The sequence below is a fragment of the Glutamicibacter soli genome (assembly GCF_003309065.1).
Taxonomy (GTDB): domain Bacteria; phylum Actinomycetota; class Actinomycetes; order Actinomycetales; family Micrococcaceae; genus Glutamicibacter; species Glutamicibacter soli.
On the sequence record NZ_POAF01000003.1, the window covers coordinates 289,819 to 302,396 of the forward strand.

Consider the following 12,578-nt stretch of genomic DNA (forward strand, 5'->3'; position numbering starts at 1 on the left):
GGTGGAAGGCCCCGACAGGAAGGCAGTGGATGCCATGGCACGTCCCTCCAAGCCCAAGCTCAGCCCGGACGCGATTGCCGCCGCGGCGTTGAAACTGATCGACAAGCACGGCGAGTTCACGCTCCCGCAACTGGCCAAGGCGCTGTCCGTGACGGCATCCTCGCTCTACAACCATGTGGCGGGCAAGGACGAGATCATCGAGCTGATGCGCGGCCGCGCCATGTCGGCGATCAGCCTGCCGGACGGCGATTCCGGGGACTGGCAGGAAACCGTAAGGCAAATCGCCACGTCCTACTGGGAATCGTATTCAAAACACCCGCGGCTGATCCCGTTGCTGACCAGCCATACCGTGCGGGACCGCACCACCTTGCGGGTCTACGATGCGTTGGCGCAAACTCTCGCGCAGGCGGGGTTCCCGCCGGCGGACCGATTGCACGCGATCACCATCATCGATTCATTCGTGCTCGGCTCGGCGCTTGATGCGGCTGCGCCGGAAATTGTCTGGGAAGCTAATGATTCTTCGGGGCATGAATTCAAGGAGGCGCTGGACGCCGGTCTCCAGCTGGAACAGCGAGCGCGACTGACCTTTCACAAGGGACTTGAGCTGATTCTCCTCGGCTTAGGCAATATTCGTTCCAGTTAGCCTGCCGGCACGGATCGTTGCATCGTGCTCGATAGTACTCACGAGCAGTGCAGCGATCTGACCACTCCAAGTAATCCGATAGAGCCCTTCGCTTTCGAATGGACGATGGGAGCGGCGGTCCATCCGTTGTCATACATCGCATACACGCGGAAGTTCACGTCAAATTTCGACCCAAAGAGGTTGCCCAGAAGGTCTATCAGGAGCGACAGCAACCCGCCCGAAGGGGAAATATCGACAGAGTATGTGGTGGTAGACACAGGCAGGGGGTCGGAGAATTTCTCTTCACTGTCGTTGATTTGGACAGATACCTTGTATCCCGTTAATTTCGAACCCTGGGCTGCTGGAGCTTGCCATGCGAAGTTGATGACATTGTTACCGGATAGCGAAGATTTATCTTTGCATGAAAGATTCTTGGCCGGTTGCATAACGGCGCCGTGCAACGTACCCCCTGCTTTCGCCGTGGAAGTGAAAGCAGCCTGCGTCGATTCGACCGCAGGGCGAAGTTGCAACGAAGCGACCGCCGTCGAAAGAACAAGCACCATGCACAAAAGGCGGGATATGCCAGCACGAGGCAAGTCCCCCCGCCCAGGGGATCCTGCACAAGCATCGGCATCAGTCTCCGAATTGCGTTTCTGGGTAGAACTTCTCGGGACGGATTCACCAACTGCTGGCTGCGGGCTACGCGAGAATGCGAGATAGAGCAGGTAGGCGCACAACAACCCGCCTAGGAAATACGCCCATGGCTGGGACAGCCACGTCACCAGGTACCCCAAGCCCGGAAAGCTGACCAGAAGCTTGTCGGCGCTGTCCACCGCATACGGTTGCAGGTCCGCGACGGGATTGGCATCCCCCTTGAGGATCAGGCCTGCTTCGGTCTTGTCGGCTACCCGGTGCGTCACCCGAACTTCGTTGCTGGTGACCACCGAAACCACGTCGCCTATGGCAACTTCCACAATCGGGGTGGGAACAGCCAGTCCCAACGATCCGGTGGGGATGCCGGGTCCCATCGAGCCACTGGCAAAAACCAGCGGTTTCACCCCAAACAGCACAGCCGCAAGCGTCATGAGCAGGCACAAGGATCCGAGGATCGCCCCGGCATTCAGCGCAAGGCGCTGGAGCGGGTTGCCGTTGCGTGCATCGGATTTGATCCGTTCCTGGTTTCCCACCTTATGACCCCACCGTTCCGGTGAAGACCAGGTCCAGCTTCGTGGTGGCGCCTTGCAGGTTGTTGGCCGCGGTCACGGGCAGCGAGTACTGCACGCAGAGTGTTTCCGAAGCGCCTGCGGCCAGTGTCGATACTTCAACTGACCCGCCGAAAGCTGATCCAGCTTTCTTATCTACGATGGCCGCTGTGCCGGAACAAGTCGCGCTCGGTGCGGTGCCGCTGACCGTGGAGCCGGTCTTCACCTGTACCTGCATGGCCTTGCCCAATTCGACGCCGCCGCTGTCGGTGATGCTGCCCCTGATGGAATACGGCAGCTCGACCGTGCTGGTGTTCTTCACGACAACTACCGCTGCGGCGCTGGCTCCCGGGTACCAGTTCACCGAGGAGACCGGCACGGTGTAGCTTTCGGAGGTCGCGCTGGAGGCCGTTGCTCCGACCCCGAGCGATACCTTTGCGGCGGTGATGCTGGTGGTCGCCGTGGCGGTTCCGGTCCAGGCCGCCAAGGTGGACACCGAGCCGAGGCCTACCAGGATTCCCACCGACAGGATCGCCTTGACCTGTACCGATCGTCTGCTCATTGAGATGCTCCTTGGGGTGCCTGCGCCTGGGCGCCATGTTGCTTCGAACGTAGATATAGCGTTGCGCCGGCCCCGGCCATGCCTAGCGCCAGCGGGATCGCCCAGCCGCTGAAGCCGGTGGATCCCAGCTCGTCCGGCGGACGATCCCCTTCCACGTCAGGAGAATGGGGACTGCCCGGCGGCTGCGGGGCCTCCGGCGATTCGGGTTCCTGCGGGATCCCGCCGGCGACCTCGATCGCGCTGATGTCCAGGCTCAGCGACCGCTCCCGGTCCTGCGAGGAATTTCCGGCAGAAACCGGCAGGCTTGCCTCCAAGGCGAAGTTTGCGCGCTGCTGCGGATCCAGCCGCATCGTGGGGTTTCCCGCCACCGCAAACTTCAGCCCGGCGGCGGGGGCCGAAACCACTGGTTTTACCGTGACTTCGATGGGATGGGGCCGGTCATTGCGGATGGAGAGCTCTCCGGTCAGCCGGTCTCCGGGAACGAGCCGGATTTCTCCGCCGAACAGTTCGCCCGGGCTTTCCCGGAATTCGCCGCCGTCCACGCTGTAGCTCAGGCCCCGCGGGTCATCTCCGTCCCCGTGCGCTCCGGGGGTCCCCGCGCCCAGCAGGCTGCCCGCGAGCACCACTGACAGCATGGCCCTGGTTGGCGCCGCGAACTTCATGACGCCTTCTTCCCGCGGTGCTCCCGCCATGCCCCGGTGAACATCACCAGCGAATAGGACAGCAGTCCCCCGATGGCCAGCCAAGTCAGCCAGGTCCGCTGCGAAGCGCTGAGCGCTGAATTCAGGTAGCCGAGCCATGGCAGCGAATACCAGAGCTTGCCGCGCACCTGTTCCGCGACGATCGGCGCATCGTCGGTGTTGTTGGCGTCCCCGCGCAGCACGAACTGCCGCTCGCCGGAAAGCGACGAGGCCACCGAGACAACGCGATGGGTCACCACGCCGGGTTCCCCGGATTCAAGCTGGTAGGTGAGCACGTCTCCCACCTCGATGGCTTCAACCGGAACCGGTTTGACCACGACCAGCCGGCCCGGAGGGAAGTCCGGCCGCATGGATCCGGTCAGCACGGTGTAGGCGGTGGCCCCGCCGAGCCGGGGAATGACCACCATGACGGCAAGCAGGCAGAGCACGATGAAGAGCGCCAGCCAGGACAAGACCTGGCCGGCCCACCAGAACGGCCCGGTTTTCTGTTCTTCCCGACGCCGTTGCGCCCGCGTCAGCACCGTCATTTCTGCTGTCCCGTGAAGCTGAGGGTGGGCGCCATCCTGCCTCCGGCCGCGGCCTGCGAGGTGCCGGCCGGAAGGCTGAGCCTGACGCACAGCGCTTCGGAGGCCGACGGGGTTCCTGCGGCCGAAAGCTCGCGCGGGCTGGCGAAGGCCGCGCTCGCGTTAAGCGGGCCCGAATAGAGCAGCTGTCCGCTGATCTGCTGCGTTCCCGTGCAGCTTGCAGGCGGCACTGCCGCATAGATGCTGATGGTTCCTGCATCCGCCAGCGCCTGGTCCTTGGCGCTGCCCGATGCGGTTCCCGTGGTGATTCCCGCCAGCCCGTAAACCAGCGGCGTCGTTCCGGCGTTGGAGATGGTCAACGGAGCCTGCACGAATGACCCCGGCAGCAGATTCTGGGAATTAAGCTCGGCGAAGACGTAGTCCTTCGCCGCCGAGCTGCCGTTGCCCGCCAGCAGGCTCAGCGAACCGGTCCGGACTTGCCCGGCATCGATCTGCCCTTCGGCACGCCAAGCAGCGACCGTGGTCTGGGTGCTGAGTCCCAGCACCAGCACCACGGCCGCCGCCGCTGCGAACTTCAGGGATTTCGGCATGCCGGTTCGTGAGTCCACCAACCTCTAGCTGCGAACCTGGTCCAGCGTCAGCGTCAGTGCGTCCAGATCGATTGGCTTGTCCATGGTGTCGGTTGGCGTGGATGCAGCAGTTCCGGCTGGGAAGGTCACGGTGATTTTAACCGGCACCTGGTATACACCCTGCTCCGCAAAGGAAATCACGTTGCCGGCCTGGGTCAGGCCTTCGGCCGTGGCATCGATTTCAAGGCCGAGATCGATTTCGTCCTGTAGCTCCGGCGGCAGCGCCTGAAGCGTGCCCACCGACAGCGCGCCTTCGATGTTCTTGCCCTTAGCGTCAATCCGCACGGTCTGCGTGTAGGCCACTACGTCGCCGGGAACGATTTGCTCGGTGGTCGGATCGAACGGCACGCCTGCTCCGCCGTCGCTGATGTCGGTCCAGACGCCGTTGTCGTCCACGGTGAGCGTCAGGTGGCCGGTTTCCACGGTTCCCGCGTCGACGGTTTCGGTCTGTTGCCACAGCGCGGCGGTTCCCGCTCCGGTCACCAGCAGGACGCCGGCGGCGGCTGCGGCAATGGTCGCCTTGGTTGTCTTCTTCATGATTCAAATCCTCAAAATTTCCGAGCGCTCCCCGCGCACTTACTTTCGAGTGAATCCGGATTCCCACACGGGCACAACATGCACTCGGTCACCACCCAAAGCACCATGGCATCGACAGCCCACCCGTTCGCCAACCGGCTATTTCGAGAACTCCCAAACAGGCATATAAAGCCACCTTGACTAGCCCGTATGGGAATGCCGATGGATGCCGCAAAAGATTACGCCAGTCGTTTTTCCAGTTGGCCAAGCACGGGCTGCGGGTCGACAAAAAAGACTGGCCGACCGGCCAGGGTACATGGCCGATCAGCCATGCGGAATCGTGGCGGCTACCTGGCGGAGTCAGGCGCCGAGGCGAAGAGGTTCAGACCCAGCGCACGGGAAAGGTGGCCGATGGCCAGCTGGCCGCGGACGGAGTTGCCCGCCATGTCGAGGCGCGGCGAAAACGCGCCGATGGCGCCCTTGCCCGGAGCCACCGCGACAATGCCTCCCGAAACCCCGGACTTGGCGGGGATACCGATCTCGAACAGCCAGTCCCCGGAACGCTCATACAGCCCGTTGGTGGCGACGGTGGCCAAGGTGTCACGGCAGACATCCGCGCTGACCACCTGCTGGCCGGTCACGGGGTTGATGCCGCCGTCGGCCAGGGTCGCACCCATGACCGCCAAATCGTGCGCCGTGACGTTCAGCGAACACTGCTTGGTGTAGATGTCCACCGCGTTGTTCGGGTCTCCGTCCAGCTGACCGTAGCTCTTGAGCAGCCGCCCCAGCGCCTTGTTGCGTTCGTTTGCCTCGGATTCGGATTCGTACACTTCGTCGTCCAGCGTCAGCGGGCGGCCTGCAAAAGCCGAAAGCCCTTCGCGCACGTTCTCCCATTTCTTGGCGGCGCTCTTGCCTGCGATCATTTCGGTCGTCGCGATGGCCCCGGCGTTCACCATCGGATTCATCGGGTGCCCGTTGTTCAGCTCGACCGCCATCACCGAATTGAATGGCATGCCGGTATTGTTGACGCCGATCTTCTCATGGACAACTTCGTGCCCGTGCTCTTGCAGCACCAGGGCGTAAACGAACATCTTGGAGATGGACTGGATGGAGAATTGGTGGTGGCAATCGCCCACCCCGTGCACGGTGCCGCCGACGTGCGACATGGAAATGGCGAAGGTTTCCGGCTCGACCTGCCCCAGGACTGGTATGTAGTGGGCGAGCAGGCCCTCGTCAACGTCCGAATAACGTTCATGTGCTTCGAGCAGCAGCTCGTCGATGCGTTGATGGGCGAGAGTACCGGTGGATACCTGCTGGACAACGTCATCAAAATCGGTAGGAATGCTCTCATTCCCGTCCGAGGTATAGGTCATGATCACCTTGCTCTTCGTCGAAGAAATCGAATTCTGGCTTCGTTCAGAGACTATCAACAGCTCAGGTTGTTGGCACGCGGCACCCTGAAGACCTCCAGCCGGCGCGTTCGACGTACTTTGGCATTCCCGGCATGACGCCCGCGGCGTTTCCCCCAGGTGGTCCGCGTCTCCATCGTCTTGCCGCACGCCGCAAATGCGTGTGTTTTCACCTACATTGTGCAGCAACTTACAGCGAACAGCCCCCGACCTGACCTAGCATTTTGAGTATGGCTAAGGGTATTACTTTTCATACGCGCAAGTGGGTTCGCCCAGAAGACTTGAACGCAAACGGCACGCTCTTCGGCGGCAGCCTGCTGCGCTGGATCGACGAGGAAGCGGCGATCTACTCGATCATCCAGCTCGGCAACAAGCACGTGGTCACCAAGTTCATGTCTGAAATCAACTTCATCGCTTCCGCCAAGGAAGGCGACCTGATCGAGATGGGCCTGACCGCCATCGATTTCGGACGCACCTCGATCACCCTGCGTGCAGAGGTCCGCAACATCTTCACCCAGGAATCGATCCTGACCATCGAAAAGCTGGTGTTCGTGAACATGGGCTCGGACGGCAAGCCCGAACCCCACGGCTACGACCAGATCACCTACACCCGCGATCGTATCCCGCTGGAAATCACCAAGGCTCTCATCTAGGTTTCCGCACGATACCCGCAGCCATTTCCAGGTTGTTGGTCCACGAATCCGCCGTGGCTTCCGCGCTCCACCAGCGCCGGGGCCGCGGCGTTTTCCATTGCCCGAATTGTCGCCCGGGAACCGGCTAACGATCCGTTTTCCGGGCTTGGCGCATGGCTACCGCCATCCAGACCGCCGCCAACGCAAACATTACTCCGCCCTGCCAAGGCTGTGCATCGAGCGCACGCCAGATTCCGATGCTGGCGAAGAGCGCGGCAACAACCAACGCCGCCCCTGGTGAGATGCTGGTTTTCCACATGATCCCAGTCTCGTGCCTGGCCACTTTGAGGACCGGGATCGACATGCCAAATTCATGGTTTCCCGCTCGCCCGGGAAATTCGCCAAAACCATTGCACATGGGCCTGTCATGCGGAAGAGTACTGTGACGGAATTGCCTTGATCCCATCCAATATCGAAGAGAGACTCCCATGAGCCGGATGATATTCGTCAACCTTCCAACCTCGGACCTGACGCGGGCCGACAAGTTCTACGCAGCCTTGGGCTTCACCAAGAACGACACCTTCTCGGACGAGAATGCCACCTCATGGATCATCGCAGAGAACATTCTGGTGATGGTGCTGCAAGAAGAGTTCTTTTCGAGCTTCCTGGTGGGCGAGGACAAGCCTGCCTTAGGCCCGGGCCATCGCGAATGCCTCAACGCGTTGTCGGCGGATACCCGCGAAGAAGTCGATGAGTTCGTCGCCAATGCTCAGGCCGGCGGCGGGGCCATCTACCGGCCCGCAGATGAGCCGTTCCCCGGGATGTACCAGGCCGCGGTGCAGGATCCCGATGGCCATGTCTGGGAAATCGCGTGGATGAGCCCCGAAGCCATGGAGAATCCGGGAACCTAGTCAGCGCACAGACCCTTCGGCATCGCCGTGCAGCAGTTCCGCAGCCGCCCGTTGGCGTCTGCGGAACTGTTTTTTCATGCCCTTCGCCGGATAGATCGGTGTTTCCCAGCGCGGTTCGAGGCTGTCGCCCAAGGTGATTCCACGCAGCCGTCTGCCGAACATCGGCAGCACCCACTGGCGTATCCATTCGATGTCCCGCTGGAGAAGCTGGACCGGGCTCAAACGCCTTATGTCTTCCAGCGGTTGGAATTCGAGCTGGTGCTGGGATCCGAGGATCTCCAGGATCCTGATGGCCATGTAGCGGTGCCCCGCACGGTTCATGTGCAGCTTGTCGATGTCCCACATGCGCTGGTCGTGGTAGATGTCCCAGGCCCAGTAGTCGACCAAGGTCACGGTATCCGGATGCTTGCGGGCCAGCTGCCGGACCCTGTCGTTGAACTTCCAGTTCCGGTGCTTGAACGGGACCAACGCAGGATGCACCGGGATATCGAATCCGGTGAACAGCAGGATCTGCGCCCCGGATGAGGCCAGGCGGTCCACCGCCGCTTCGTAGCGGTCGAGAAAGCGGTCCATGTCCTGCCGCAGTTCCAGGATGTCGTTGCCGCCGGCGTAGAAGCTGATGACGTCCGGCTTCAACGCGATGGCGGCGTCGATCTGCTCGTTAATGATCCGGTCCAGCCGCCGGCTTCGAATGGCCAGGTTGGCGTATCGCCAGCTGGGGTCCGCCTTGGACAGCTGTTTGGCCACGCGGTCCGCCCAGCCGCGAACCCCGTTGGGCAGCCGGGGTTCCCAGTCCCCTACCCCTTCGGTGAATGAGTCGCCCACCGCAACAAATAACCTGCCCATGGGAGCCAATCTAGGTTCGGCGGTTGGCCGGTTGGTGGAGCCGGCGCTAACACCAGATTAATTCCCCGCCGCGAAGTACGCAGGAACGGTGCGGGGGCGCCTACCGTGCCCTGCTCAGCTGTTCTGCTGCACCAGATGCAGCACCTGGCGCCACGCGTGGTCTGCGCCCGGGGCCATGTCCACCAGAGCGATCCGTTCCAGCGCAACGGCATCCCCTTGCGCGCGGCTGCGCCCGTGGTGATGGGTGATGTGCGGACGATAGCCCGGGCCGGTGAAGCGGACCGAGGCAATGCGCCCCCGGTTTTCCAGCACGATTTCGCACAGCCGCTCGTGCAGCAGCTGCAGGGCCGGATCGGGCTCCACCAGCGACACCAGCAGGTTCTCCTGGCGGCCGAACCAGGCCTGTCCGGCGACTTCCAGCCCGACGCCCAGCGCGGGACGGGCGGCCTCCGACAGCTGTTCGGCAAAGCGGTCCAGGACTCCTGGAGCCTCGGGCAGGTCGAAACGCAGCAGGGTGATGTGCAGCGGCCAGTCCTCGCGCCGGAAGTACTGGTCGGGGGCCACCGGTTCAACGAATACTGCTGCCACCAGATTGTGCATGGCATCAGTCTGTCATCTTCGGCGGGCACGCATTCGGGTTTTCCCTACCAATGTTCTCCGGTTCCCTCGGTGTTGCAGCAAAACCCTGCTCAATAGGATTGAGTCATGACTTCAACACTGCAGACCCAATCGGGCGTGCTTCCTGCTCGTCCCCCGTTGCGACTTGGCTTGACGCTGTTGCATCTGGCAGCCCTCGGAACCCTCGGCGTGGTTGTCCTCCCGCTGGTCATTGCCTGGTTTGCCGCGGGCGTTGGGCTGACGTTCCTGCTCGGCTTCGGGCTCCTTGTGCTGACAGGTTTGCTCTACGCGCTCTTCGGCCTGGCACGGTTCGAGATTCGTCGGGTTTCCGACCTCTACGACCTCCGGGTCGAGCCGCTGGTTTGGCGCCCCCGCCAGCACCCCGGATTCGGAGCCTATGTCCGCTCGCTGGGACACAATCTGGCCAGTGGCCGGATGTGGGCGGCCTTCGGTAGCTTCGTGATTTCATGCTTCGCCGGCGCCACCATGCTCAGTGGATTGGAATGGATGATCCGACTGTGCGTCACCGCTTTCGCCCCGCTGACCCAGGCTGAAATCGTCCCCGGTCCCTTCGGCATGGATATCCCCGCCGGCCAGGCTCCCTGGATGCTGGTCGTCGCGTTGCTCGGCGCGGCGCTGGCCGTGGCCATGATCTTCATGCACCGCGCGGTCACCGTGGGAATCATCGGATCCACCGCTCGGGAAACCGAACTGACCGAACGCGTGCGCACCACCGCGGTGCAGCGCGAAGGCGCGATGCGCGCCGCGGAGCTTGAGCGCACCCGCATCGAACGCGACCTGCACGACGGGGTCCAGCCCCGCTTGGTCTCCGTGGCCATGACCCTCGGCCTGGCGCACCAGCAGATCGACAGCAACCCCGAGCAGGCCAAGGCCCTGGTGGCCGAGGCGCATGCCTCCACCAAGTCGGCCATCACCGAGCTGCGGCAACTGACCCGGGGCATCTACGCCTCGGTGCTCGATGACCGCGGGCTGGACGCGGCGCTGTCCGCCATCGCCGGACGCTCGCACATCTCTGTACAGCTCGATGTCCAGCTCACCGGGCGTTACGCCCGGCATGCGGAGGCGGCGGTGTATTTCGCCATCGCCGAAGCGTTGACCAACGCGGCCAAGCACTCGCGGGCCTCGAACTGCCGGGTCACGGTGCGCGAACGCGCCATCGGACAGGAGCAGCCGATGCTGTGGGCCCGCATCGAGGACAACGGCACCGGCGGCGCCCGCATCATCCCGGGCGGCGGACTGGACGGCATCTCGAACCGCGTGGTCGCGGCAGGGGGAACCATTACGCTGGACAGCCCGCAGGGCGGTCCCACCGCGCTGGAGGTGAACGTGCCATGCGCGTCTTGATCTGCGAAGACTCGGTCCTGTTGCGCGAGGGCCTGGTCCGCCTGCTGGCCCACTCGGGCCACGAGGTCGTGGCCGACCTGCCGGACACCACCGGACTCATGGGCTTCCTTCAGACTGCGGAACCGGAGAACTTCCCGCAGATCTGCATCCTGGACGTCAGGCTTCCGCCCACCTACACGGACGAGGGCATCCGGGCGGCGCTGGCAGTCCGCGGCCGCTACCCCAACCTCCCGCTGCTGGTGCTTTCCCAATACGTGGAGGAGCGTTACGCCTCGGATCTGATCGCCACGCAGTCCGGCGCCCTGGGCTACCTGCTCAAGGACCGGGTGGCGGATGTCGCGGACTTCATCGCCTCCCTGGAGCAGATCGCCTCCGGCGGCACCGTACTGGACCAGGAAGTGGTGGCACAGCTGTTGACCCGGCGAAACCATGATTCAAAAATGCAGCAGCTGACCGACCGTGAACGCACCGTGCTCGCAGCCTTGGCCGAGGGCAAGTCCAACCAGGCCATCGCCGCGCTGCTGTTCCTCTCCGAGGCCAGCGTCGAAAAATACATCACCTCCATCTTCCAGAAGCTCGGACTGGAAGCCGACGGAATGGGCAACCGGCGTGTGCTGGCCGCCCTGGCCCACATCGAAACCCTGGGCACCAACCGCACAGACAGGACGAACCCATGAGCACCCAGACCCTGAACCCCCTGCCCCCGCAGGAACCCGCGCCGCGGGGGTCCGCCACGGCGCTGAACATCATCCTGGCCGTGATCGGCGTGCTGGCGCTGCTGACCGTCGGAATCGGTGCGGCACGCAGCGCGATGGCCACGCTGAACAGCAGCCACGTCGTGCAGACCGCTGATGCCAAAGGCATTACGGCGCTGGATATCCAGGCGAACTCCGGCAGCTTCGAGCTGCAGTTCACCGACACGACCGAAGCGGTGCTGGAGGTCCGCAGCACCTCGGGAAGCGCTTGGGCGCTGAACCGGTCGGGATCGACGTTGCAAGTCCGCCCACCGGCGGGCTGGAACGACTTCTGCTTCTTCGGCTGCACCAAGGCCGACAATGAGATCAAGCTGACGCTGCCGGAAGAACTGAACAACGGGACCCTGGATGCGAAGTTCGAGCTCGGAGCCGGCGAATTCCGGGCCAACGGCAACTTCAACGATCTCGGGCTGGACGTCAGCGCAGGCGAACTGAATATGCTGGGATCGGCGCATACAGTGGATGCAAAGCTCGGTGCAGGATTCGCCGGCCTGGTGCTCAGCGACGTGGACACCGCGACCCTGGAAGTTTCGGCCGGGCGCATGTCGGCCGAGCTCGACGGGACCGCGCCAAGCTCCGTCAATGCCCGGGTCAGCGCCGGCTGGATGGACTTGGTTGTCCCGGACACCAGCTACCACGTGGTGTCGGATGCGTCAGCGGGATCCTTGGAGAACAACCTGGATAATTCCAGCAGCTCCAAGCATCAGATCAGCGTGGAAGTATCGGCTGGCTCCGCGGTGCTGACCCCGGGAACTGAAGCCAGCGGCGAATAGAAAAAAGAAGCAGCCAGGGAGTGCGCCGGCAGAAGCCGGTGCACTCCCTTTGCGGGTCCCTTGCAGCGTTAAACGTGGTCGAGATGCACGCGGACGAGCCGTACGAACCCTTCCGGGTCGGTGGCATGCACCAGATGTCCGGTGTCCAGGGATCCCACAGGGCAGTCAGGCATGATGCGGCCGAGTTGTTCAACGTGTTCGGAGGGGACGAAGCTTTGCGGCCCGCCTCCGATAGCAAGCGTGGGGATGGCAATACCCGCGAAGACGCTCGGCCACGCTGGATCCGGCTGGTCGATCTGCGGACGGATCTGTTCAACCATGGCCCAATCGAATTCCAGCGACTCATCCTTAATGCCGGGCACTCTGAATGCGGCAAACCCACGTTTGCGAGCAGCACGCGGGATATTCGGCGAAATCAGCGCTCGGGCACGGCGACCGTCACCTCCAACGGCGCGCACCGTGGAGCCCTGCTTCTCGATTTCCCTTCGAAACGATTGAACCACCGAGCATCAT

At 63.2% G+C, this 12,578-nt stretch carries 17 protein-coding genes; 6 read left to right on the forward strand and 11 right to left on the reverse strand.

Annotated features, from left to right (window positions below; all coding sequences use genetic code 11):
* Positions 1-34 precede the first annotated feature (34 nt).
* Entirely contained in the window at positions 35-643 is a 609-nt protein-coding gene (locus C1H84_RS07945) for a TetR/AcrR family transcriptional regulator (protein ID WP_146955962.1), read from the forward strand.
* 38 nt (positions 644-681) lie between these two features.
* Here the strand turns inward: C1H84_RS07945 and C1H84_RS07950 are convergent, their stop codons facing one another.
* The 7 genes from C1H84_RS07950 to glsA all read right to left on the reverse strand — a co-directional run bounded on the left by C1H84_RS07950 (position 682) and on the right by glsA (position 6,129).
* Entirely contained in the window at positions 682-1,809 is a 1,128-nt protein-coding gene (locus C1H84_RS07950; RefSeq protein WP_113607066.1) for a signal peptidase I, read from the reverse strand.
* 1 nt (position 1,810) lies between these two features.
* Positions 1,811-2,386, reverse strand: coding sequence for a SipW-dependent-type signal peptide-containing protein (locus C1H84_RS07955; protein ID WP_113607067.1), 576 nt, complete (start codon positions 2,384-2,386; stop codon positions 1,811-1,813).
* A complete protein-coding gene (locus C1H84_RS07960; RefSeq protein WP_113607068.1) occupies positions 2,383-3,048 on the reverse strand; it encodes a hypothetical protein in 666 nt (221 codons plus the stop codon). Before C1H84_RS07960 ends, C1H84_RS07955 begins: the two co-directional genes overlap by 4 nt.
* Positions 3,045-3,614, reverse strand: coding sequence for a signal peptidase I (locus C1H84_RS07965; RefSeq protein WP_047120206.1), 570 nt, complete (start codon positions 3,612-3,614; stop codon positions 3,045-3,047). The genes C1H84_RS07960 and C1H84_RS07965 overlap by 4 nt, the downstream gene beginning before the upstream one ends.
* Entirely contained in the window at positions 3,611-4,219 is a 609-nt protein-coding gene (locus C1H84_RS07970; protein ID WP_146955964.1) for a hypothetical protein, read from the reverse strand. Before C1H84_RS07970 ends, C1H84_RS07965 begins: the two co-directional genes overlap by 4 nt.
* A gap of 6 nt (positions 4,220-4,225) precedes the next feature.
* Positions 4,226-4,777, reverse strand: a complete 552-nt coding sequence (locus C1H84_RS07975; RefSeq protein ID WP_052772504.1) for an alternate-type signal peptide domain-containing protein — start codon at positions 4,775-4,777, stop codon at positions 4,226-4,228.
* Positions 4,778-5,103: 326 nt separating this feature from the next.
* On the reverse strand, positions 5,104-6,129 hold the full coding sequence (gene glsA, locus C1H84_RS07980; RefSeq protein WP_047120938.1) for a glutaminase A: 1,026 nt from the start codon (positions 6,127-6,129) through the stop codon (positions 5,104-5,106).
* Positions 6,130-6,395: 266 nt separating this feature from the next.
* On the opposite strand from glsA, the gene C1H84_RS07985 reads away from it, so the two are divergent.
* The gene (locus C1H84_RS07985) at positions 6,396-6,818 is read left to right on the forward strand and encodes an acyl-CoA thioesterase (RefSeq protein ID WP_082123998.1); all 423 of its coding nucleotides are present in this window, start codon (positions 6,396-6,398) and stop codon (positions 6,816-6,818) included.
* A gap of 124 nt (positions 6,819-6,942) precedes the next feature.
* Here the strand turns inward: C1H84_RS07985 and C1H84_RS18220 are convergent, their stop codons facing one another.
* Positions 6,943-7,116 carry a hypothetical protein gene (locus C1H84_RS18220; RefSeq protein ID WP_157359274.1) on the reverse strand — a complete coding sequence of 58 codons (174 nt, stop codon included), beginning with the start codon at positions 7,114-7,116 and terminating at the stop codon, positions 6,943-6,945.
* A 169-nt stretch (positions 7,117-7,285) separates the two neighbouring features.
* Here C1H84_RS18220 and C1H84_RS07995 point away from each other — a divergent pair, with 169 nt between their 5' ends.
* On the forward strand, positions 7,286-7,708 hold the full coding sequence (locus C1H84_RS07995; protein ID WP_047120208.1) for a VOC family protein: 423 nt from the start codon (positions 7,286-7,288) through the stop codon (positions 7,706-7,708).
* On the opposite strand, the gene C1H84_RS08000 is transcribed toward C1H84_RS07995, so the two are convergent.
* Both C1H84_RS08000 and C1H84_RS08005 read right to left on the reverse strand, forming a co-directional pair.
* Positions 7,709-8,554 carry an SGNH/GDSL hydrolase family protein gene (locus C1H84_RS08000; RefSeq protein ID WP_113607069.1) on the reverse strand — a complete coding sequence of 282 codons (846 nt, stop codon included), beginning with the start codon at positions 8,552-8,554 and terminating at the stop codon, positions 7,709-7,711. It lies immediately after the preceding gene.
* A 114-nt stretch (positions 8,555-8,668) separates the two neighbouring features.
* Positions 8,669-9,154, reverse strand: a complete 486-nt coding sequence (locus C1H84_RS08005) for a 2'-5' RNA ligase family protein (RefSeq protein WP_113607070.1) — start codon at positions 9,152-9,154, stop codon at positions 8,669-8,671.
* A gap of 105 nt (positions 9,155-9,259) precedes the next feature.
* Between C1H84_RS08005 and C1H84_RS08010 the strand changes: the two genes are divergently transcribed.
* From C1H84_RS08010 to C1H84_RS08020, 3 genes are read left to right on the forward strand one after another with little or no spacing between them, the layout of a single operon-like run.
* Positions 9,260-10,537, forward strand: coding sequence for a sensor histidine kinase (locus C1H84_RS08010; RefSeq protein WP_113607071.1), 1,278 nt, complete (start codon positions 9,260-9,262; stop codon positions 10,535-10,537).
* Entirely contained in the window at positions 10,525-11,214 is a 690-nt protein-coding gene (locus C1H84_RS08015) for a response regulator transcription factor (RefSeq protein ID WP_047120212.1), read from the forward strand. The genes C1H84_RS08010 and C1H84_RS08015 overlap by 13 nt, the downstream gene beginning before the upstream one ends.
* Positions 11,211-12,065 (forward strand): hypothetical protein, encoded by an 855-nt coding sequence (locus tag C1H84_RS08020; RefSeq protein ID WP_113607072.1) that lies wholly within the window; start codon positions 11,211-11,213, stop codon positions 12,063-12,065. The genes C1H84_RS08015 and C1H84_RS08020 overlap by 4 nt, the downstream gene beginning before the upstream one ends.
* 68 nt (positions 12,066-12,133) lie before the next feature.
* On the opposite strand, the gene C1H84_RS17965 is transcribed toward C1H84_RS08020, so the two are convergent.
* Complete coding sequence (locus C1H84_RS17965) at positions 12,134-12,385, reverse strand: alpha/beta fold hydrolase (RefSeq protein ID WP_052772506.1); 252 nt, start codon at positions 12,383-12,385, stop codon at positions 12,134-12,136.
* Between the last annotated feature and the right edge of the window lie 193 nt (positions 12,386-12,578).